The organism is Chryseobacterium sp. Chry.R1 (assembly GCF_039645525.1).
Lineage (GTDB): Bacteria > Bacteroidota > Bacteroidia > Flavobacteriales > Weeksellaceae > Chryseobacterium > Chryseobacterium proteolyticum.
Map to the genome: position 1 here is coordinate 476,977 of NZ_CP151793.1, position 21,823 is coordinate 498,799.

A 21,823-nucleotide genomic window follows, 5' to 3' on the forward strand; every position below is an offset into this window, starting at 1 on the left:
AATGAAAATAGGCATACTTTGCTATCCAACATATGGCGGAAGCGGTATCGTAGCAACAGAACTGGGAATGTCTCTTGCTAATAAAGGCTATGAAGTCCATTTCATTAGCTCAGCCCTTCCAGCGAGACTCGATATTACCAATCCTAATATTTTTTTTCATAGGGTAAATGTTCAAACTTATCCCCTGTTTCAATATCAACCTTATGATATTGCACTGAGTTCGATGATTTACAGAGTTGTTAATCTGTATAAACTGGATTTATTGCATGCACACTACGCCATTCCTTATGCTTATGCAGCGTTTACGGCTAAACAGATGCTACAGGAAGATAATAATGACATTCCTTTGGTAACAACACTTCACGGGACAGATATTACTTTGGTAGGACAACATCCCAGCTACAAACATGCTGTAGAGTTTTCAATCAACAAATCCGATGCAATTACCTCTGTATCTGAAAGTTTAAAAAAAGACACGCTACAGTTTTTCAATATTAAAAAACCAATCCAGGTGATCACGAATTTCATCGACAATTCTGAATTTGATGAATGTAATGAATGCCAGAGAACACAGTTCGCTGATCCGGATGAAAAAATATTAATACACGTTTCCAATCTTCGCCCTGTAAAACGTGTGGACGAAGTTCTTCAAATTTTCAAGAATGTTCATAAGAAGGTAAAATCCAAACTGATCATTATCGGAGAAGGTCCGGATATGGAGAAGGTGAACCAGTTTTTAGAAGAAAATCCGGATTTGATTTCTAAAATCAGGCTTCTTGGAAAGGTAAATGACCTGTATAGAATTCTTCAGCTTTCTGACGTTTTCTTATTACCATCAGAACAGGAAAGTTTTGGATTGGCTGCATTGGAAGCCATGGCAGCGTATACTCCGGTGATCAGTTCCAACGCAGGAGGAATTCCTGAAGTAAATGTCCAGGGAGAAACAGGATTCTTAGCTGAAATCGGAAATGTAGAAGCTATGAGCAACTATACAATCAAGTTATTGAGCAATGATGAACTTTTAGCCAAAATGAAGATAAATGCGAAAGAACAGGCGATAAAATTCGATTTGAAAAACGTTCTTCCTATATATGAAGAAATGTACAAAACAACCATAGAAAATTTTAAAAACGAGTTGTCAAAAGTATAATAGATCTATTATATTTGTGACACACTCATGACGGAAAAATTACTTCAATATCTTTGGAACTTTAAAGTTTTCAAAAATTTTGACTTCAAGGATATTGAAGGAAATTCCGTTGAGATCATACATTTCGGGAAATGGAATACCAATGCCGGGCCTGATTTTCTTCTGGCTTCCATTAAAATCAATAACCTCATCCTGAGTGGAAACATAGAGCTTCATGTAAAGTCTTCAGACTGGATCTTCCATAATCATTCCGGGGATCCCAACTATCAAAATATTATTCTTCATGTTGTTTTTCAAAATGATATTGTGATTGAAGAATTTAATGATAAGAAAATTCCTACTCTTGAACTGAAGAATTATATTGATGAAAATATTCTGTGGAAGTATGAGAAACTCATCAAAGAAAATCAGTTTATTCCCTGCGAAAGTATTTTTGATCAGCGTAATGTTCCTCTTCATTTCCACGAAGAAAATGTTTTAAGAAAACTAAATGAGAAATCAGAGGAACTGGAATATGCTTTACAACAGTCAAAAAACAATTTCGAAGCTATCCTCTTTCATAGTCTTGCCTATTCTTTCGGACTAAAAGTAAATGCCTATATATTCAGACAAATTGCTGAAAGTATTGATTACAGTGTCATCAATAAAATCAGGCAAAACCCAACACATCTTGAAGCTTTATTCTTTGGGATTTCGGGGTGGCTTGAGGACACGGAAGACGAACAAATGGAAATCTGGAAACGGGAATTTCAGTTCATAAAGGTAAAATACCGAATCCTGGACATGAGGTTTCCACCTAAATTTTTAAGGTTAAGACCTCCTAATTTTCCTACCATCAGACTTTCACAACTAGCCGATCTTTATCACCGGCATCAAAATTTATTTTCTAAAGTCATACATTCAAAAAATAGTAAGGACTTGTTTGATATTTTTAAGAACGTACAGGCGTCCGGCTACTGGAATACCCATTTTAAATTTGGGAAAATTTCCTCAGTTAATAAGGTTAAAACATTAAGTAATGACTTTATTGAGCTGATTATATTAAATACGATTCTGCCATTAAAATACACCTACCATAAATATCATAATGAAGAAATTACTGACGATATATTGAAATTTTATACAGAAATAGCCCCGGAAAAGAATACTATTATTAAGTCCTGGAAAAATCTGAACATGAAAATTACCAGTTCCTTAGAAACCCAAAGCCTCATTTATCATTTTAAAAATTCCTGTGAAGAAAAAAATTGCTTAAATTGCAGTATTGGATTTAAACTTTTAAAAGATTCTTCAGATGCTTGATAATATCCGTCACAAAATGGAAAGAGAATGGTTTGGTGTTCTTACAAGAATGGGCGCTAAACTTGGAATTCCTGTTTCTAAACTTCGGGTATTCTTCATTTATTCAACTTTCGCCACGGCGGGTTTCTTCTTTCTTATCTATCTGGGATTAGCGTTTACGCTTTGGATTAAAGATATTTTCATCACAAGGAGACCAAGTGTTTTTGATTTATAATTATGGAATTTTTACCTATAACTTCACCGGAAGACTACAAAATAAAAGATATATATCACTCCTACTCCACAACCTTTCCGGAGGATGAAAGAAGAGACTGGGACCAATTTGTGAAGTTATTCAGCAATCCTCATGTGAAGGTTATTTCTGTATTGCACGAATCTAAAGCGATTGGATATCTTATTTTCTGGGAATTAAGCGATTACATTTTCGTAGAACATTTTGAGGTTTTTGCAGAGTTCAGAAGCCAGAAACTAGGTTCTCATATTACAGGATACTTATTCAAAAATTATCCAAGGATTATTCTTGAAATTGAACCAGCCCATATCGGGGAAGATGCTCAGAGACGATATTCTTTTTACCAGAAAAACGGATTCTCATTAATAGAAGAAATGTATGTACAGCCAAGTTACGGGGAAGGTAAGCAGCCTTTAGACTTATGGTTGCTGGCTAATTATTCTCCTGCAGATCTTAAAAAGATAAAAGAAGAAATTTATGATGTTGTTTATCATTAAAATATAAAAAGCCAGCACAATCTGCCAGCTTTAAATTTATCGTACATTTTGGAACTTTAAATGGTCAATAAGTTTATTACAGTTCCTATTAATTCACTTCATACTCCAGTTTTATCGTGATACTTGCCACTTTCTCTTTAGAGGTTGTGTTAAAAGCCCCACCATAAGAATAATCTTCATTTGAATTAGGTGCAGTGATCTGGATAACTCCCATGGTTGCCTTTTTTAAACTTCCAAGACCACTTCCTGAGTTTTCCGCAATTTTTTCCGCGCGTTCTCTGGCATCTTTTGTAGCGGTAGCGATCATTTCCTGCTTTACAGCAGTTAGCTTTGTATAAAAATAAGATGGCGAAGAGGATGTAAATTCTATTCCCCGATTGATAATCTCTGTAATATTTCTTGAAAGGCTTTCGATCTTAGCCACTTCCTTACTTTCTATAGAAACAGTCTGCGTTAGGTTATATCCTGAAAATTCTCCCTGGACACTATTTCCATTGGCATCATTATAATTACGAAATTGTTTCTGAATGTCTACTGAGGAATAAATAATTTCATTTTGTTTTATTCCCTTTGAAATCAGATAATCATTGATCACTTTTTTATCGGCAAGCAGCCCGTCGTAAGCAAGTTTTAAGTCAAAATTATTTTTTGAGAAACTTCCGGACCATGTGATAAGGTCTGATGTAAATTGCTTTGTTCCCAATCCAGTTACAGAGATTGTATTTTCAGATTTATTTCTGTTTTTAATAGCATTTCCCAGTAGTCCCAGTCCAAGAACAAAACCAATGGCTGCAATAGCCATTACTATGATATTTCTGTTCATAAAATTTTGTGAATTTGATTGATTGGTCATTTAAATTTAAATTTTCTTATGAACGGATACATCAATTTCTATTCCGTAATTTTAAGATTTCTTTAACAAATCGTTCAATCCTTTTTTAATCGTTCTAAAAATGCCGGCATAGTTTCTTCTAATCTCAGCAGCACCCCCGAGAGATTCCTTGCTTTTACATAAGTTCGGGCCTGTGGTTTGATAACAAAAGAAAACTCTATAAATTCCGAGATTCTTTCCGCAGGAATTCCTGCATTAGTAAAATAATCATCATCCACTCTCTTCCTCACCCATAAAATATTGTCCTGCAGATCGTCATATCTGTATTGACGTTTTTGTCTTCTCGCTTTTCCACTGATGAGATCAAAGGCTCCCTGAACATTCAGCTGCCCTAAAAGTATCGGAAGTAGTACCTGTTTTACTTCTGCCGGTTTTTCCCTCATTTTTCCAACAGGTTGTGGAAGGCCCACTGCCTGCTGAACAATTTCCCCTTTGTCAACTTTAGCAACACTTCTTGAATCCTTAGCCAGGTCCCCGGATAATTTCTTTACCTCTACTTCCTCTATTTCTTCAGGAATTTTTATCATTGTTATGAAAAGTTGAGAATCAACACCATCTGCAAAAACTCTTTTAGAAATCCTTTCATATCCAGGTCTTACAAACCTTAATTCATCATTTTTTGAAGCTTCAATAGAAAACTCGCCCGAAGAATTACTATAGACTTTCTTATCTGTTGAAAGGTTGATGACCGTAACAGATCCAAGGTTAATGTCATTATCATCTGTTATTTTCCCCGTAACGATCTGTTGCGAATAGGCAATTCCATATATAAACAAAACAATAAATAAAATTATATTTTTCATTTAATTATGATTGTTTTATTGCACTATTAATTTTTAATTACGTGGGTCTTGTCGTATTCTATGAAAGCAATTCTTAGTTCTGATTCGATCACGCTTTTATTAAAAGTTTTCCTGTATTTTTTTGCAAGATACCTTTTATCGTTAGCATATACCAGAAATTCATCTATCTGCTCTTCATTCATTCCCTTTTCTACAAGAAAATCTAAATTGATCTCCAGTTTAAGCCTGTTAATGAAATTTTGGGTTTCATAATAATCAGGTTTGGTAACTTTGGGTTGGCTTGCTTTTTTTACAAGACCTATACCCGTGAGAAACAATTTGACCATGTCGACCTGTCCTACATTAAAATCATGTCCACTAAAGGTTTTAGGAATTTTGTTCTCGGGTAATGGCTCTTTCAAAGGGCTTCTCATATAGGCATCCATTTCAGATTTCAATACAAGGGTCTTCCTTGCCTGATCATAATGTTTGCTATCTTTTTCCAGATTACCTGTGGGTTTATAAGGAATTTCAACTTCCGGAATTAGAGTTTCAATCTTGAGGAGTTTAATATCTAATGGTAAATTTATATTCTCCTTATTGATCTTCTTATCAACACGGTAATAATCTTGCTTTAAAAAGCGGATCTCTTCGTTTTCCTTAGCTTCAATTATAAATTGACCGGAAGAATCACTTTGAGTTTTTGTGTTGTTGGAAATATTGTAGATAAGAACAGACGCCAGAGCATTATTATTCTCATCCGCTACTCTGCCTGAAATCTTTTGTTGCGAATAAAAATGGGCAAAAGCAAAGCACGGTACGATATACAAAGTATTTTTAATCATAAAACATTCATAGATTATCTCTGGGTTTGAGGAGCGCGATATGAGGAAATTCTAGCCAGTACAGCTCTTTGAAATCTCATCAGGTCTGCATCACTGCAAAAACCGTATTTAAGGATCTGTCTCCTCTCAAAACCTGATCTTAAGACATAATAAATGAAATGCTCGATTAAAGATTTATCTATTTTTAAATCTATAAAATACTGATCTCCGAGGCTTTCACGCAAGTAACGCATGAGATCCACATCGTCCCACTTATCTTTCACTTTCCCGATTGAAAACCCTTGTCCTTTTGGCTGGACAAACTCTCCTGCTTTTGCCGCCAGGATTCTCGGATCAGATTTTTGGGCAATGTATTTGTCAATATCTTGGGTTAACTTTTCTACTTTTCTGGGTCTGTTCAGGTTTTTAGAATCTACTTTCAGGTCGCCTGTGAGTCCCTTCTTTACTTCGACCTCTTCAATAAGAGTAGTCTGCCGGATTAACGTTATGCTTAGAGGAGCTGAAATATTGTCTTTTGTAATTCTCCTGTTCATCCTTTCGTAACCGCTTTTTATAAATCGAAGTTCATCTCCTTCCCTGCCCGAGATCATAAAATGTCCATCAGCATTAGTGGTTACACGTTCATCAGTTCTAATGTTGATTACAGTAACATCAGGCATTTCTATATGCTCTTCTGAAGTTATTTTTCCGAAAAGATAATCCTGTGCCTTTATTTTTTGAATGAAGAAAATGAGTGATAAAAGAAAAAGTAGTTTTAATTTCACGGAAAGTTTTTTTATAAAACAAATCTAAACTTATTTTTAATGTTTTCCACAAGTTTAACCACAGTTAACTCGTTTTAGCATTTTTTTTGATTTTCCATTCTGATTTTGTTAAAGCACCATTTTCAATTGTTAAAATTTCATTTAAATTTTAGCTAACTTGCATCTTCAATTCATCTCAAAAAATGCAAAATTCTTATACAGTAATCAATGCTTCCGCCGGTTCCGGAAAGACCTATGCGCTGGTTCAGAGGCTCCTGATGATCTGTCTTCGTTATCCTAATCAGCAGCATGCCATCAGAAATATTCTGGCATTAACGTTCACCAACAAAGCGGCCAATGAGATGAAAGAAAGAATTTTATCCTGGTTGGGAGCCTTTTCTGCAAGCAACTTCGCTGATAATAATGATTTAAAAAACATTCAGAAAGTTTTTGAAGAAGAAGGTTTAAAGATAACCATTGATGAATTGCACATCCGGTCTAAAAAATTACTGGATTATATTCTTCATAATTATTCTACCTTAAATATTGGTACCATCGACCGTTTTAATTCCCGCCTGGTAAGAAGTTTTTCTTACGAATTAGGGTTAGCTAAAAATTTTAATCTCGAGATTGAAGCAGAGCCTTTCCTCATTGAAGCTGTAGACAAAATGCTTGATCAGATCGGTGAGAATGATGCAATATCAAATTCTTTCATGGATTATGTGGATTACAGCCTCGAAAATAACGAGCGAATCAATCTTAACAAGAATCTTTATGACTCTGCAAAAGAGTTTGTAAAAGATATTCACTATGAACAGCTGAAAAGCAATACCAATTTTGACGATTCCAATTATGAAAATATAAAGAATACTATCCGGAAAGAGATTGTATTTAATAAGAAAAGAGCTGTTGAAATCGCTACGAAATCTATTGATCTTTTTAAATCAAGAAATATCGATGTTGAGGACTTTGCACAAGGTAAAAACGGTATTGGAGGTTTTTTTACTAAAGTTCTGGATTTTTACCATCAGAAGAGACCTGGTTTTCCTTTTCCGACAACTCAGGAAGACTCTGTGGTTAATAATTACAGAAAAGGAGCCGCCTCAAAATCAAAAAGTAAAGAGCCAGAAATTCTAGAAATTCTTGATGAATTATTAGAAAACAGAATGCAGCTTATTCTTCTTTATATTGAAACACAGAAAAAGGAGAAAATATTATCTGCATTACTTCCTTTAAAAGTAAACAAGGACATTCAGGATGAATTAAAAAAAATTGAAGAGGAAAATGATCTTGTTCTCCTTTCTAAATTTAATATCCTCATCAATGAAAACCTGAAAAATGAACCTTCGGCTTTTATTTATGAAAAAGTAGGCTCCCAGTTTCAGCACTATTTTTTTGATGAATTTCAGGATACTTCGGAATTACAATGGCAAAATTTCGTCCCATTAAGAGACCATAGTGTCTCGACAGAGAATACAACATTTACATTGGTAGGTGATCCCAAACAAAGTATTTACAGATTCAGGGGTGGTGAGAGCAAGCTCATGCTGGACATTATCAACAAAAAAGAAATTTCTCCCAAACAAGCCGAACTTCTTGTATTAAAAGATAATTGGCGAAGTGCAAAAAATATTGTTCGATTCAATAATGAACTGTATCAATTTCATGCCTTAAATCTTGAAGAGGAACATAAAAATATATTTGGGACGGATGCCGAACAAAATCCTAAATCAGAAATTGATGGAAGGGTCAAAGTAAATCTTATTGAAAATCTCACCAATGAGGATTTCTACAATGACACTTCCGAAAGAATGCAGAAAGACATTCAGGATTGTCTTGACAACGGATTCAGGTTTGCAGATATTACTATTCTATGTCGTGGCAATTTTGATATTTTCAGCTATTCACAGAAGCTAGGGAACCTGAAAGTGAGGTATAGAGGAGAAGAAACCAATATTAAAACCATATCAGATAAAGGACTGACGCTAGAACTCTCAAATACCATTCAGGCTGTCATTGAGTTCTTAAAATGGGAAACCAATCCTAAAAACAAAACCAATTTAATCATGATGATGTATTATCTGAATAAATTGGGAAAAGTAAAAATGCCAGATTTTACCCTGAGTATGAAAGAAATTCTGGATATTGAATCCCACGATGACATCCTCCCGTTTATCCAAAACAAATATGCTTTACGACTAAAACAAGATCACTTCCCCCGATTTAATTTATACAATTTTGTAGAGTACTATATTAATGAGTTTTCTTTTGATAATAAAGAAACCGACTTCCTGTTAAACTTTCTTGAAATGCTCTTTAACTTTACTCAAAATGCAGGAGCGAGCACTAAAGAATTTTTAAAATACTGGGATGAAGAAGCCTCCACATATACCATTCAGGCCTCAGAAAATATTGATGCTATCCAGATCATGACGATTCATAAAGCCAAAGGACTTGAGTTTCCGGTTGTTTTTATTCCTATGATGAATAAAAACCGTGATGCTGAATTTTCCAACTGGTTTGAAACCAACAGCAATGAAGCTTTGAAATCTGTTAATATTAATCAGTTTAGCAAAAGCCTGGAAGTCTATGATGAAGAAATTGAAAAATTCAATAAGAAGAATTCCTATAAAAATCTGATAGACAGGTTGTGTCTTCAGTATGTCGCCACTACTCGTCCTGTAGAACAGCTGTTTTTCTATATTCAGAAACAAAATAAAACTTCAAATAATCTCGAAATCCTGGAATTTATTCAAGGTAAAAATACAGAACAGTCCGATGAATTTGATCTTTATGAGGTACATCCTGAAATGCTCAAAAAAAACTCTAAAGTCAAAACCTCATCTTTCAGGACAAAAGATATCAGGAATCTCAAAAATATCAACGAAAAAAATACATCTGTAAAAATTGCGACACCATCCAAGAACTATCAGGTTCGCAATGAGAAAGTGAGGATAGGACTTTTCGTTCACGAACTGTTATCTAAGATCAATACTAAAAAAGATATTCAGAAAGTATTGGAAAGCTACCTTCTGGAAGGGCAAATCACAGTAACTGAAAAGAATGAAATTGAGGAAACGCTTCAGGAAATCGTTACAGCTCATGCTGAATTCTTTGACGAAAGATGGGAAGTAATCAACGAAAAAGATATCATGATCTCCGAAAGAGGGGAAAGCAGAATTTACCGGCCCGATAGAATTCTGAAAAATGGTGAAGATTATATCATTGTAGATTTTAAAACCGGAGAAGTCACTGAAAAAAATGACCGTCAAATTGAAACTTATAAAAGTGTACTGGAAAGTCTCGGAAGGAAAGTTATCAAAACCCAGCTCATCTATTTATAACGCAAAATCCCTTTAACAGAAGGATTGCAGGGACTTTTAAAATTTACAAATCGTAGAATTACGACAAAATATCGTAGAACTACGACATGAAATCGTAGAACCACTACAAAAATCAAATCTTGTCTTTAAAAATTTTTGAGTCCGATTAAAGTACTATACATTTGCTACATAATCACTGAATTATATAATATTTAATAACGATTAAAATTTACCATTATGGCAGCAAATTCAAGAGGAATCTTAAAATTCAACGGAAGTGAAGGTCAGAAATTATTAAAGCTTAACTACAGCGTATCAAGATCTACAGACGTTTCAGGACGTGTAGCTTCTGACCCTTCCAACGCAATCATCAAATTAACGATCGAGGCTACAGAAAAATCTGACATCTTAGAAAGCTTACTTAACGGGAAATATAAGCCTACAACAGGTGAAGTTACTTTCAACAAATCTCACGAAGAAGGAACATTAATTACTTTAACATGGGAGAACGGATATGTAATTCAACATGAAGTAGACTTTGATGCTGTGGATGACAACAGTATGCTGATCAGCTTCATCGTAAGTGCAGAAAAAATTCATTATGGTAACGGTATCTATGAAGGTATCTGGCCAGGTGCATAATCAATGCCTACAAACATTTATACATAAAAGATCATCCCTATGGATGATCTTTTTATCTCTCCGGGAGAATATTATACAATTAATCATTCTCTTTGATCACTTAAATTGTTCAGTTAGTAAATAAAATATTTTATACTTGTTTTTCAACATGACGATTATAAAATAAACATTTACATCTATAAAAGTCGTAATTCTACTACAGTTTTTAAAATTTAACAAAATTAATCAACTTGAATTGGAAAACATTTCTAATTTAGTAAGTGAACACCAAAAACATAAGAATGAAAAATAAGACTACCAACGCAGATAAAATTGCTGAAAATCATATTGCAGGAGTACAGCGTGTGGTGAAGCTGGACGTAGTGATTGAAGGTAAAATTATTAACCATTTCAAACACTTCCGCTTACAGCAAAGTACAAGAAGACATCATAGCTTTGAGTTGACCTTAGCTCACGATTCTTTAGGGACTTTGCAAAATCATGAGCTTGATCAGGCTCAGCAGTTTCTCGGAAAACGCTTAACGGTCGTTTTTAAATATAAGGATGCTGAAAATGAGAGTCCTGAACAAACTTTCGTCGGACTCATTACCAAAGTGGCTTTTAGTCAGGAAAAAATGAGTTTAGGCAATATTGTTCTGAAAGGATACAGCCCTACTATTTTAATGGATTCCGCTCCACATACACAAAGCTTTGGCGGTGATAAACCGGTGAATACTTCTATCATTGCCGACAGGATTTTAAAGGAGACCCTTAATTCAGGTAAATTTGACTATAAAGTTGATACCCAGAACAAAAGCTATATTAATTACAGCGCCCAGTACAAGGAAACCCATTACAATTACCTTGCGAGGCTTGCCGAAACCTACGGAGAGCAATTCTATTATGATGGCGAAACACTGTATTTCGGTAAACTTCCACCCAAAGATCAACCCATACGCCTTACTTACGGAAGTAATGTAAGTGACGTTTCCGTGGAACTGAGAGCGGTGCATACTAAACCGGAGTTTTTTGGATATAACAGCAGTAATCACACAAAATTATTAAGTACATCTGCAAGCATAAAGCATTTGGGACAGCTTGCTGCTAAAGCTTATGATCTTAATAATGACATCTATAAAACCCGTTCACTGAACCCATCTCCAATTAATGCCAATATGTCGTTAAATGTTGATGATTCCCAAAAAAGTGCTGCAGGAAGTGCTGCAGTAGAAGTCTTTACCGTATCAGGGACAACCTCTGTTCCTTTTTTACATCCTGGTTGTGTTGCAGATATAGAAATGAGAAAACCGGATAGCAACCAGACGACTTATTTCACCAAGCTTATGATCACTGAAGTCTCTCATGAAGTTAATACCAGAGGTATCTATACAGGATCATTTGAAGCAATAGCCGAGGGGACCGGATTTATTCCAAAACCGGAATTTATCACTCCAAGTGCAGAACCACAGATTGCCACTGTAGTTTCCAATACAGATCCATTAAATCAGGGACGGATACAAGTACAATTTGACTGGCAATTAAATGACACCACTCATTTTATAAGAATGATGAGCCCTGATGCCGGAGGGACAGATGTAATCACTCAAAACAGAGGGTTTGTAGCGATTCCGGAAGTTGGAGATCAGGTAATGGTTGGCTTTGAATATCATCATCCCGACTTCCCTTTCGCCATGGGTGGAATGTTTCATGGAGGTGTTGGTCTAGGAGGAGGCGTTAACAATCATATAAAATCGATACAAACGCGAAGTGGAAATAAGGTAATTTTTAATGACGCAGAAGGAAGTATCTACATAGAAGATCCGAGTGGGAATACCTACTTTATGGATGGAAAAGGAAGCATTATTGTGAATGCTCCAAAAGATATGACTTTTACTGCAGGAAATAATATAAGAATGTCCGCAGGAAATGATATCACTTCCATAGCGGGCAGCAATATATTTGCTACAGCAAATGTCAATATCGTATCGAATGCGGGAGTAAACATGGTTGATACAGCCGGAAGAGACCTTTTACAAACTGCTACAGGAAATATTCATGAGTCTTCTGATATGAGAACAGAGATTGCTGAAAATGAAAGAAATGTTCAGTCCAAAAAGAGCGACTCTTATGCTGAAAAGGTTACCGTTGTGAGTACTAAAGAAAATATGATCTTACAAAGTGAGAAAACCGTAAAATCTCAAAGCGGAGAGCAAGGAAATTCACATTAAAAACAGTGATATGGCCATTGTAAAAAAAGCTAATAATATCAATATACAGGTCAGTAATAACTATACTAATCTATGTAAAGTTTCCAATGAAGAATCGGAACATGTAATTATTGAGGCTACGAAGCAAAATCTTGAGCTCTCAAGTCAGAAACGTGCCATATTACAAGGTTTCGGAAAAGATGGAAAAGGTGATGAAGGATGCAAAGAAGGGGTAGTCCGAATAAGCCAGAAGCTCATTGGCAAGGCCAAAAGGGATCCTGGATTCAATTTTGACGGAACAAAGGCCGAAGATATGTATTTTGCCGATAAGCCGGCATCTTCCGCCTCCATACAAAATGATCCGGTTTTTAAATTAAATGATGCAACATTAGGAGCATATCTGGATCAGCTGATGAAGTCTTTATCTATTGGTGATATGGAAACTGTAGCCCTGGAAATGTCGGATCGGTTTAAAAAGGGCACAGGTGGAACTTATAAGAGTGATATTCTGAATAAAAAAATTGCAGGCAATGATGCCTTTATCACTTATCATAATAAATTTCTAACGGATTTTAAAAAGGAGCTGAAAAAAAGTAATTATGATCCAGCTGCAATGGGAGTTATTTCGATGGGACTTTTAAATTTTTCGTCATTCTGGGATAAAGTATCAGGATTAGGGATTACAGTACATCAGGTATGGAGTGCCAAAGCAGAAATCCTGGATTATTCTTATAACAAATGTACCAAAGTATGGAGCGGAAAGCTGAAATATACGTTTTACGATCACTATGGTCTGGATTGGGATGATATCGTAAAACATGGTGGTGACATTATCCCGCAATACCATACCGGAGATTTTTTTAAAGCCTGGTATATTCTGCAGCATTACAGAACGGCAAGACCTTTCATTACAGAAATGGAAAAAAGCGTAGATTTAAATGGCAATTCCGATAAGGACTAAATTTATCATGAAAAACTTAATCATTTTATTAACATTATTTGTGGCATGTATCCAAAACAAGTCGGAAGACTTTCAGTTAGTTGCTTTATCTCCCGTTACCTACGAGTTTAAAGCAGGAGAAAATAAAAATAGAATCGACTATTTTTATGTTGAAGGAAATTTTTCATACGACGTTGATGAATATGAAAAATTGAAAAAGAAAATTGATGACAAAACAGCAGGGACAGATATAAAGAACTATCAGTTATATTCTGTTTATATCTATAAAAAAACAGATGTTCTGAATCAACAGTATAAGGCTGGAAGAGAAGGATTAGACGGTCACAACCAGGATCTCATTGCTTATATCAGATATGATAAAGGAAACAGGGATATTTTTTATATAACCGAAAGAGGCAATGTGGTTTATGATGTTCTTTCAAACAAGGAAGAAAATTTTGAGTTTGAACAATAATACAAAAACTAGAAGCAACCATGGGCGCAGGTGTAGTATTTGATGAAAAGACCAACATTCCCAGAAAAGGGATTGAGGCAACGCAAGTCAAAAGTATTAAGCTGATTTCTGTCCTGGATGATGGTTCTTTAAACGACGGAAGTAAAACGATCAAGGAAAAGTCAGGGCTTGTATACGGAAAGACCTATACATTCAAAGTAGAAACATATACCAACGATGCACCAAAGGATCCTAGTATGATTCGGTGGGCGGTTAGCTATACAGATACTGAAACAGGTAAATTCTACAAAAATGCTTTGGAAGGTCCCAATACTGGTGAAGAAATCAGTATAACATTTAATGATGCCAACGGATGTGGAAATAATCTGGAGATCAAAGCATATATCAACGATGTAGATAATGAAGGGAAATTAACCCTTTTCAAACACAACAGATTCCGGTTTTTTGACCGCAAAACATTAAAATCGGAAATCCAGCAAAGGATGAATACCGGAAAAGATATAGATCAGGGACAAAGCTCAATGTGTGCTATTGCACTGATCGGGCACTTTCTGGCTATCCAGAAACCCTCTGATTACGAAAAAATAATTTTAGACATGCACCGTACGGGTGAAGCTATAGTTCCGTCTACTCAATATAAAATTAAACTGGATAAGGATGAGCACCTTATCAAAGTGAAAGATTCCGATGCCAGCTATCCGAATAACAGCAATGGTGGAAAAATGTCTTATGCTGACTTTATATTTTTATTCACCATTAAGGACTATTTGAATAGTGTTTTTGATTACGATCCCGACGGTACAAGTGCAGGCGGTTTTGTAGAAGGAGGTACTGGACTCACACTTCCTCACGAAGTGGCAAGCATGATGAAGAACATTCTTTCTTACACTGATGTGAAAAATGAGACCAACCTTGTGACAAGTAAATGGGCAAGTGCAAAAAATTCGGCAAATGAATTGTCCGGGCTTCTCACCAGCGGCTATAGTATTGGCCTCCTTATTACTGCGGGTAATTTTCAGAATAACAGCAAAGGTACATTTACGATTCCTAACCACTGGGTAGGACTTAAAGGAGTTACATTAGATGAAAAAAATGAAAAAGTGATATTGACCCTGTTTACATGGGGGGATATCAGTAAGGTATGGACTGTATCTTTTGATCCTTTTGAAGACGGATATTTCGGGTATGTAGCAGGAAAATAACTCAATGATATAACTAACGAACGGATTATGATAAATAATTTTATAATAAAAAACTGGAAAACAATTTTCAATATTCAGGTAGTCATATTTGTGGCATTTGCTATCCTTACATTTATTTATTACTGGGATAAACCAGCACATACCTATTTCAACAGAAGCTTTGACACTTCAAACCTCCAGGCCGTGTTTTCTTTACTAATGACTTATCTTTTCGTCTTTTTTATAGCTATGGCTTTTATTTATCCTATCCTCTTTTTAATTCAGATATTGAGTTTACGAAAGGAAAAGGAAAACAAAAAAACAATGAAATTATTGATACTGTTTGTATTATATATTTTAAGTATTATTTCAGTTTTTGCGTTATATACCATTAACAATGCTCAGGCCATAAAAGCTCTTAATCACTAACATCAATAGGAATGTTTTTCTAACCACAATTATAAGAACGCAATGATACCTTCTAAAGCTGACATATTCCCTACATCCACTTATTTTTTACAGGATAAATGTACCGTGAAAATAGGAAGAGAGGAACATGAAGCCTTACTTTCTTATACATTATATGTGGAAGCCAAAGAGGATGAAGATTATGATGTATCTATCAGCAGGACGAATCTTAAAGTAAATAATAAAAAAATAGATACGAAGTTCCTTGAAATATCAAACAGTTATATGGAAGCATTATTTCCTATTCACTGTAAAATAGAAAACTACAAACTTAGCATCCACAATATAAATCAGATAAAAAAACGCATACAAAAAACGGACTCAGAAATACGATCTGTTTATAGTGGAGAAGGCACAGATCATATCCGGAATCATTTTTTCAATGCTACAGAAACTGAAGAAAAACTTATGCAATTTATCCGAGAGCTCCATTTCATGAAAGTTGCCGAAGCCAGTATGCAAAAATTCAACAATAAAAAGCAATATGACACTTCCTGGAAGGTACTTCCGATCGGGACATCACAATGGAAGGGAGAAACTTTCTATGAAAAGGAAAAAAATATCCTATTCTTTGAACCTAAAATAGATAATGCCCAGGAAATTATGAATGACGTTATCAGATATATTCATCAACATGAATATGCCGTTGATTTTGAGAAAGAAAACGTCCCTCTCTATGCAGATTTTAAACATAATATCAGCTACACGGGTAAAACAGCAAGGATTGAATCAGCCGAAACCGATGTCTGTATAGAAGTAGAAGATAAATTCTATTACCAACACATTATAACCATACAAACAAAATAACGATATGGCAGCTTCCATCCCATATAAGGTACAGAGCGGTGAGACGTTACAGGATATAGCCAAAAAATTGGGTATCAAAGACTGGACTAAGCTCAAACAATACCATGATCAAAATGCAGGCGCTGACCCAAAGGTTCCGAATGTTCCCTATCCGGGGTTTAATCTCCTGACTCCGTCAAAAGAGGAAATATATGAGATGAACGGAGAAACTCCTCCACCCGACCCTGCTGAAGAACAAAAAAATGCCGAACAAAAACAAGGAGAGGAAAAAAAGAAGGAAGAAAAGCAGAAAAAAGAAGAGAATGCTGCTAAAAGTGATCACGATGGAAAATACTTTGTCGTACATAATGCAAAATGTGTTTGTGATAAAGCTGAAAATCCAAAACAAACCGCTGACCTTCAAGTAACCACTCATAAAATAATTGTTCTTAATGACGATAGCAGTAAGCTGGCTGCTACGGAAGAGGACAAAACCTTCAATCCACCGGTAGCAACCTTCGGAAAATGTACCCTTAAGCCCTCTGCCGGAGGCAACCTGCCTTGCGCTTTGGCTCCAGCACCTAAATGGAGCAAAACCTATGAAAGCACACAGGTAATGGGCAAAAATACTCTTACAGAAATATCCGAATTGCAATGTATGGTTGGGGGCAAAATAACCATAGACAAACATGGACAGACCGACTCTGTAAGTAACGCACATGCAGATAATACCAATCCCTTAGAGCTTGCCATGGTAAATCCTGCAGTAGCACAGCCTAAGAAAAAAGAGGAATATCCTGTAGTTACTTCTATAACGCTTACAAAAATAGAAAACAGAAAAGATTTTAAAGAAATCGATTCAAAAGGTAAAAAAGATATCATTTATCTTCGAAAAAATGAAGAAACTGATTTCAAAGCCAACCTGAAGAGCGGAAACAAGCAGCTTACCTCCTGGATGATTTACAAGAATCATCAGGGTAAAAAAGAAGACAGGATTTTTCTCAAAGAACAAATCGGAACTGAGTTTTCACAGAGCTTTGCGGAAACAGGCAAATTCAGAGTAGAAGGATATGGGAAGCCTAAAAGTCCTGATTTTGAAAAAGGAAAATATGACAAATGTGACCCTTCATGCTCAATCGATATTGAAGTGGTAGAAAACACCCTGCTCGATATAGAGTGTACATCAGGAGATTTTTCGACAAGGATTGATCCTTCTAAAAACAGAAAATTCAGACGCGGTGTTCCTTCTGTCTTTAAAGCTAAATTTTTTATTCCTGATCTCACTGAAGAAGAAAAATCAAGACTTACATTATCTTTACTTGATGGAAGCGGAAATGTTGTTACGGATGCTGTTCAAGATGGAGATACATTGACGTTTACTCCTCAAAATACCCAGGCAAAATATACTATTATAGCCCGGTATATAAATGATACAGGAAACGTTATAGAAAAACAAATGTCCGGAGAAACTGAGGGTAATGCTGTAATCGGAATAAGCCATGGTGCCGAAGTAGTAAGACCGGGAACCGCCATGTCATTCAGTGTTTCGAAAATGAAATATAACTTCGGAAACAATCCTCTTTATGACCTTACTTCAGATGAGTCTTCGGAGATCAAGTGGAATTTAAACGGAATATTACAGGGTACAGGTAAAAGCATTACAATACCTGGCAATCTGCTTATGGCGCCTGGAAAATATGTTGTGGAAGCCTATAGCAAAGTTGCCAACGCTACGGGAAAACGAGCAAAAGACGAAGATGACGACTGGCGTTTCGAAGTAAAAAATAATGTGGTCACCGAAATAAAATATGATAAAAAACCAAAAGTTGGAGTCAATATTTTATTTGAAATAAGCAAAATGCTTATTAAAGACTACGATGTTTCAAAAGACGGACCTATTATCTGGAAGATCACAGGTCCGGTTACGGCAGGAGGCACAGGTGAAAAATTTTCATATAAGTTTTTAGTTCCCGGAAAATATACTATCAATTGCAGTATGGGAGGTAGAAATTGTGAAAAGCCTTTATCTTTGGATGTTATTCAGCCCAAAGTAATTGCGGATACTGCAAAATGGATGGATAATGACGGAAGCAGCGGGAATATTATAAAAGAGGCCGGCTATGGCCAGGATATATCTGCTTATGTAAGATATGAGGGATTACAAGGTGAGGAAGTAAAACTGGAAGTATACGATAATGACAGCACGGGAAGTAATATTATTTTTGAGAAGACAGGAACTTTAAATGAAACTGCTACAGCGGTTTACTGGCCTTTCACGTTAGATGACTCTATAAAACATAAAATAGAAAGCAAGGGAGTAACTAAAAAAGGAGAATTGTTCTTTAAAATGAAATCCACAAACCCTTCGCTCATCATTCAGAATGCAGATAAGGCACTCGCCTCTTCTCTTATAGTTTCTGATGTTCCCAAAATCGTGGATGCTTATTTTTGTGATGCATCAGACACTGAGAAAAGATACAACTCCCCCATCACCACTCCGCTCTATTTTAAAATTTACGCCATCAATATGGTAGACAAAAATGTTGAGGTGCATTTTATTACAAAATCAGACATATATTTCGGAATAGCATGGAGTCCTAGACAATGGAAAGACTGGAAAGACGTAAAAGAAAAATTTTCTAAAGAGACTTTTTTCAATACACAAACAGGCAAAATCAATAAAAAAGGTGAGCTTATATTAAAAGTTGATCCTGCGAAATTAGGAAAGCCTAAAAATTATTTTAAAATTTCCGCCATTATTAAGGTAACAGAAGGAGAAGGAAAAGAAGCCAAGGAAAGGGCAGTGTATCTTGATCATTCCGATATGGCTATCTTATATGCAACTGCCAGCCTTCCTAATATGGTAGAAAACAAAGCTGCGGTAAAAGTTGGAAGAGAATCCTTATCAACAGGAAAAAATGAAGACGGAGTATGTGAATGTGAAGCAAAAGTAAGAGCATTCATAAGAATGCTAAGGGTGGGTGAAGGTACACAGGATGAAGGAGGTTATTCAAGAATTGTAGGAGGAAGTACATTAAAAGATCATGGAAAAGATTTCAGTGACCACCCTAAAGTAATGGTCTGGATAGATCAAATAAATGACTATTCTTCAGCCGCCGGAGCCTACCAGATTACAAAAAAGAATTGGCAGGATAACGGTTTTGCAACATGGAGAACCAATCATGGTATAACAGATTTTTCACCTGAAAGCCAGGATAAATATTGTGTATACCTGATTAAAGAAAAGAAAAAAGCATTAGATTTAATTAAGAAAGACGATATCAAAGGAGCCATCAGTAAGTGTAGAACTGAGTGGGCAAGTTTACCGGGAGCAGGATATGGTCAAAGAGAAGAAGCACTTGATCATGTTTTGAAAAAATATGAGCAATTCTATCAGGAAGAATTAAAAGGGCCAACCAATCATTTACATCTTAAAAAAGGATTTCTCAAAGAATTTGGCGAGAAGTGTTGTGACGAAGTTAAAGCAGTGGCAGGAGATATTAATAAATACAAAATTGATGTAGATAAATACACTTGCCCTAAGGTTATGAAATGCGATACATCTAAAAAATACCAATATGATATCTATGACAATAACCAATTGGTGAAAACAATTACACTGGAGAAAAATGAGCATAACCTATTACCTTTTCCAGAGACAGGACCTAATTGGGGTAGATTCGGAACGAGAGACAGAGGAGGTGATAACTGGGTTGCGGAAGATGTATGTGCAGCATTATTAGGATTCTTTTATTCATTACCTAAAAATAATTTTTCTGAAACCTTGTATTTCAATGATATATCTGCAAATGATGGACGAAATATAGGGCACTCCGGACATAATGAAGCAGGAAATGACATCGACATAAGATATCCGGGTAGTTCAAACGGTGGCCAAACTTTATGGAGTGATGCAAAAGAAGCCTATAAAACAGAAGAGAAATTTATTGAAGTTTTGGAAAATATACTCCTGGTGGGAACCAAATGGGGCTTTAATAAAAACTATGCTTATAAAAAAGATATCAAGCATACTACCGGTAAGGCGACTTCAGTTCACCAGGATCATTTCCATTTAGGATTAAGATAACAAATATGATGAAAACAAATTTTTCCCTTTATACACTCATAGCGTTTGTTTTATTATTTTTTAATAATTTTAAAAGCCAGGAGAAAAGAGCACTAAATTATCAGAATGATGATGTAATACAAACTATTGGGATAGGTCTGGTACAATTAGTAAAAACGGATAAGGATATTGTTCTGTATACTGATAAATCCTTATCTCATATTAAAATAAAAAAAGCACAACCAGGAAAAGATATTATTCCTCTTCTTAATAAGGCAGATTATGGTATTCTTTTCTTCAGCTGTGTAGAAAAAAATGATAAGTTTTACAAGGTGGTAACATCCAAAAATAATTATGCCTATATAAAACCTTCAGAAAACTATTTATTTTATAGCTGGAAGGATTTTTTGGAGGATCAGATAACTAGTATTGAAACGAAAGATCCTAAAAAAAATCCTCCGCGTGAAGCAATTAATGGCAAAATACTAGATATAAAAAACTGGAAATCTGATGATGAAATCGAAGTACTGAAAATCCAGGGCACCTGGTTACAGGTTAAAAACATAACCAGAAATAACCAAATATTTTGGATCGAATGGCGCAGTAATGATCAATTAAAAATATACTTAAACCTTTTAATGTAAGAATGAAAACAACCCTATTAAGTATTATATTAACTTCCATTTTTTTTATAAATTGCAGTAAGCCTTCCCCTGAAAAAGGGCACGGCTCAGGAAACCCTACAACAGAAAAAAAAGAAGTCAAAACATCTAAAAATGAAAATTTTGATTTTAAGGTTAGTGTTGCTGCTAAAGATGACGAAAACAGGCCTGTTCAATTAAAAATTAACATCTTTAAAAATAATAAGGGTTTCCAGGAAATCATGTATACACCAGGGACGTGGCCTGCCGTTGAAGATTCTTTGAGTTTAAACAGAATTAATTATTTCTTATCCGGAGAAAAAATAAAAGAAGGAATCGAAAACTATCATGATTTTATCATTGCTGATTTTAACTTTGATCAGCTTGAAGATTTTGCCATTCTGTATGATTCCGGAGGCAATGGTGGACCTGTATACTCTTACTATTTCCAGGATAAAAATGATGGCACATTTAAAATGAATAAAGAATTTCCTTTAAACGAAGGAGCCTTTCCAAAAATTATAGATAGTAACAATAAAACTTTGACAACCATTGCGCCATTAGGTTGCTGTAAAATAAATACTACCATTTTTCAGCTAAAGGAAAACAAGTGGAATATTCTGTCTTCAAAAGAGCAGGATATGAAACGTTAATAAAATATATCCCTACTTG

At 35.3% G+C, this 21,823-nt stretch carries 19 protein-coding genes; 15 read left to right on the forward strand and 4 right to left on the reverse strand.

What is annotated here, in order from left to right; translation table 11 throughout:
• Nucleotide 1 precedes the first annotated feature (1 nt).
• Genes bshA through AAEU33_RS02320 form a run of 4 tightly spaced genes read left to right on the forward strand, consistent with a single transcriptional unit; the run spans nt 2 to nt 3,181 of the window.
• A complete protein-coding gene (gene bshA, locus AAEU33_RS02305) occupies nt 2-1,150 on the forward strand; it encodes an N-acetyl-alpha-D-glucosaminyl L-malate synthase BshA (RefSeq protein ID WP_172284335.1) in 1,149 nt (382 codons plus the stop codon).
• A gap of 27 nt (nt 1,151-1,177) precedes the next feature.
• On the forward strand, nt 1,178-2,452 hold the full coding sequence (locus AAEU33_RS02310; RefSeq protein WP_345990818.1) for a DUF2851 family protein: 1,275 nt from the start codon (nt 1,178-1,180) through the stop codon (nt 2,450-2,452).
• Complete coding sequence (locus tag AAEU33_RS02315) at nt 2,445-2,666, forward strand: PspC family transcriptional regulator (protein WP_007839346.1); 222 nt, start codon at nt 2,445-2,447, stop codon at nt 2,664-2,666. The genes AAEU33_RS02310 and AAEU33_RS02315 overlap by 8 nt, the downstream gene beginning before the upstream one ends.
• 2 nt (nt 2,667-2,668) lie before the next feature.
• On the forward strand, nt 2,669-3,181 hold the full coding sequence (locus tag AAEU33_RS02320) for a GNAT family N-acetyltransferase (RefSeq protein ID WP_172284338.1): 513 nt from the start codon (nt 2,669-2,671) through the stop codon (nt 3,179-3,181).
• A gap of 88 nt (nt 3,182-3,269) precedes the next feature.
• On the opposite strand, the gene AAEU33_RS02325 is transcribed toward AAEU33_RS02320, so the two are convergent.
• The 4 genes from AAEU33_RS02325 to AAEU33_RS02340 form a co-directional block, all read right to left on the reverse strand.
• Nucleotides 3,270-4,004, reverse strand: a complete 735-nt coding sequence (locus AAEU33_RS02325; protein WP_345990820.1) for an SIMPL domain-containing protein — start codon at nt 4,002-4,004, stop codon at nt 3,270-3,272.
• Nucleotides 4,005-4,108: 104 nt separating this feature from the next.
• Nucleotides 4,109-4,876, reverse strand: a complete 768-nt coding sequence (locus AAEU33_RS02330) for a carboxypeptidase-like regulatory domain-containing protein (RefSeq protein WP_172284341.1) — start codon at nt 4,874-4,876, stop codon at nt 4,109-4,111.
• Between the two features lie 26 nt (nt 4,877-4,902).
• Nucleotides 4,903-5,700, reverse strand: coding sequence for a carboxypeptidase-like regulatory domain-containing protein (locus AAEU33_RS02335; RefSeq protein WP_345990821.1), 798 nt, complete (start codon nt 5,698-5,700; stop codon nt 4,903-4,905).
• Nucleotides 5,701-5,714: 14 nt separating this feature from the next.
• Nucleotides 5,715-6,464, reverse strand: a complete 750-nt coding sequence (locus tag AAEU33_RS02340) for a hypothetical protein (protein ID WP_345990822.1) — start codon at nt 6,462-6,464, stop codon at nt 5,715-5,717.
• 182 nt (nt 6,465-6,646) lie between these two features.
• Between AAEU33_RS02340 and AAEU33_RS02345 the strand changes: the two genes are divergently transcribed.
• The 11 genes from AAEU33_RS02345 (at nt 6,647) to AAEU33_RS02395 (ending at nt 21,804) form a co-directional block, all read left to right on the forward strand.
• Nucleotides 6,647-9,787 (forward strand): UvrD-helicase domain-containing protein, encoded by a 3,141-nt coding sequence (locus AAEU33_RS02345; protein ID WP_345990823.1) that lies wholly within the window; start codon nt 6,647-6,649, stop codon nt 9,785-9,787.
• Nucleotides 9,788-10,003: 216 nt separating this feature from the next.
• Nucleotides 10,004-10,408, forward strand: a complete 405-nt coding sequence (gene tssD, locus AAEU33_RS02350) for a type VI secretion system tube protein TssD (RefSeq protein ID WP_172284349.1) — start codon at nt 10,004-10,006, stop codon at nt 10,406-10,408.
• A gap of 281 nt (nt 10,409-10,689) precedes the next feature.
• Nucleotides 10,690-12,615 carry a phage baseplate assembly protein V gene (locus tag AAEU33_RS02355; protein WP_345990824.1) on the forward strand — a complete coding sequence of 642 codons (1,926 nt, stop codon included), beginning with the start codon at nt 10,690-10,692 and terminating at the stop codon, nt 12,613-12,615.
• Between the two features lie 10 nt (nt 12,616-12,625).
• Nucleotides 12,626-13,555 (forward strand): DUF3289 family protein, encoded by a 930-nt coding sequence (locus AAEU33_RS02360; RefSeq protein ID WP_345990825.1) that lies wholly within the window; start codon nt 12,626-12,628, stop codon nt 13,553-13,555.
• Between the two features lie 7 nt (nt 13,556-13,562).
• A complete protein-coding gene (locus tag AAEU33_RS02365; protein WP_345990826.1) occupies nt 13,563-14,009 on the forward strand; it encodes a hypothetical protein in 447 nt (148 codons plus the stop codon).
• A gap of 20 nt (nt 14,010-14,029) precedes the next feature.
• On the forward strand, nt 14,030-15,211 hold the full coding sequence (locus tag AAEU33_RS02370) for a hypothetical protein (RefSeq protein ID WP_345990827.1): 1,182 nt from the start codon (nt 14,030-14,032) through the stop codon (nt 15,209-15,211).
• Nucleotides 15,212-15,238: 27 nt separating this feature from the next.
• On the forward strand, nt 15,239-15,619 hold the full coding sequence (locus AAEU33_RS02375) for a hypothetical protein (protein ID WP_345990828.1): 381 nt from the start codon (nt 15,239-15,241) through the stop codon (nt 15,617-15,619).
• A gap of 42 nt (nt 15,620-15,661) precedes the next feature.
• The gene (locus AAEU33_RS02380) at nt 15,662-16,465 is read left to right on the forward strand and encodes a hypothetical protein (RefSeq protein ID WP_345990829.1); all 804 of its coding nucleotides are present in this window, start codon (nt 15,662-15,664) and stop codon (nt 16,463-16,465) included.
• A gap of 4 nt (nt 16,466-16,469) precedes the next feature.
• On the forward strand, nt 16,470-20,531 hold the full coding sequence (locus AAEU33_RS02385) for a PAAR-like protein (RefSeq protein WP_345990830.1): 4,062 nt from the start codon (nt 16,470-16,472) through the stop codon (nt 20,529-20,531).
• 5 nt (nt 20,532-20,536) lie between these two features.
• A complete protein-coding gene (locus tag AAEU33_RS02390) occupies nt 20,537-21,154 on the forward strand; it encodes a hypothetical protein (RefSeq protein ID WP_345990831.1) in 618 nt (205 codons plus the stop codon).
• Between the two features lie 2 nt (nt 21,155-21,156).
• On the forward strand, nt 21,157-21,804 hold the full coding sequence (locus tag AAEU33_RS02395; RefSeq protein WP_345990832.1) for a hypothetical protein: 648 nt from the start codon (nt 21,157-21,159) through the stop codon (nt 21,802-21,804).
• Nucleotides 21,805-21,823 lie beyond the last annotated feature (19 nt).

Bases quoted from the DNA above. Each gene is read 5' to 3' on its own strand.
- bshA (WP_172284335.1), top strand. From the start codon at position 2: ATGAAAATAGGCATACTTTGCTATCCAACATATGGCGGAAGCGGTATC.
- AAEU33_RS02310 (WP_345990818.1), top strand. From the start codon at position 1,178: ATGACGGAAAAATTACTTCAATATCTTTGGAACTTTAAAGTTTTCAAA.
- AAEU33_RS02315 (WP_007839346.1), top strand. From the start codon at position 2,445: ATGCTTGATAATATCCGTCACAAAATGGAAAGAGAATGGTTTGGTGTT.
- AAEU33_RS02320 (WP_172284338.1), top strand. From the start codon at position 2,669: ATGGAATTTTTACCTATAACTTCACCGGAAGACTACAAAATAAAAGAT.
- AAEU33_RS02325 (WP_345990820.1), bottom strand. From the start codon at position 4,004: ATGAACAGAAATATCATAGTAATGGCTATTGCAGCCATTGGTTTTGTT.
- AAEU33_RS02330 (WP_172284341.1), bottom strand. From the start codon at position 4,876: ATGAAAAATATAATTTTATTTATTGTTTTGTTTATATATGGAATTGCC.
- AAEU33_RS02335 (WP_345990821.1), bottom strand. From the start codon at position 5,700: ATGATTAAAAATACTTTGTATATCGTACCGTGCTTTGCTTTTGCCCAT.
- AAEU33_RS02345 (WP_345990823.1), top strand. From the start codon at position 6,647: ATGCAAAATTCTTATACAGTAATCAATGCTTCCGCCGGTTCCGGAAAG.
- tssD (WP_172284349.1), top strand. From the start codon at position 10,004: ATGGCAGCAAATTCAAGAGGAATCTTAAAATTCAACGGAAGTGAAGGT.
- AAEU33_RS02355 (WP_345990824.1), top strand. From the start codon at position 10,690: ATGAAAAATAAGACTACCAACGCAGATAAAATTGCTGAAAATCATATT.
- AAEU33_RS02360 (WP_345990825.1), top strand. From the start codon at position 12,626: ATGGCCATTGTAAAAAAAGCTAATAATATCAATATACAGGTCAGTAAT.
- AAEU33_RS02365 (WP_345990826.1), top strand. From the start codon at position 13,563: ATGAAAAACTTAATCATTTTATTAACATTATTTGTGGCATGTATCCAA.
- AAEU33_RS02370 (WP_345990827.1), top strand. From the start codon at position 14,030: ATGGGCGCAGGTGTAGTATTTGATGAAAAGACCAACATTCCCAGAAAA.
- AAEU33_RS02375 (WP_345990828.1), top strand. From the start codon at position 15,239: ATGATAAATAATTTTATAATAAAAAACTGGAAAACAATTTTCAATATT.
- AAEU33_RS02380 (WP_345990829.1), top strand. From the start codon at position 15,662: ATGATACCTTCTAAAGCTGACATATTCCCTACATCCACTTATTTTTTA.
- AAEU33_RS02385 (WP_345990830.1), top strand. From the start codon at position 16,470: ATGGCAGCTTCCATCCCATATAAGGTACAGAGCGGTGAGACGTTACAG.
- AAEU33_RS02390 (WP_345990831.1), top strand. From the start codon at position 20,537: ATGATGAAAACAAATTTTTCCCTTTATACACTCATAGCGTTTGTTTTA.
- AAEU33_RS02395 (WP_345990832.1), top strand. From the start codon at position 21,157: ATGAAAACAACCCTATTAAGTATTATATTAACTTCCATTTTTTTTATA.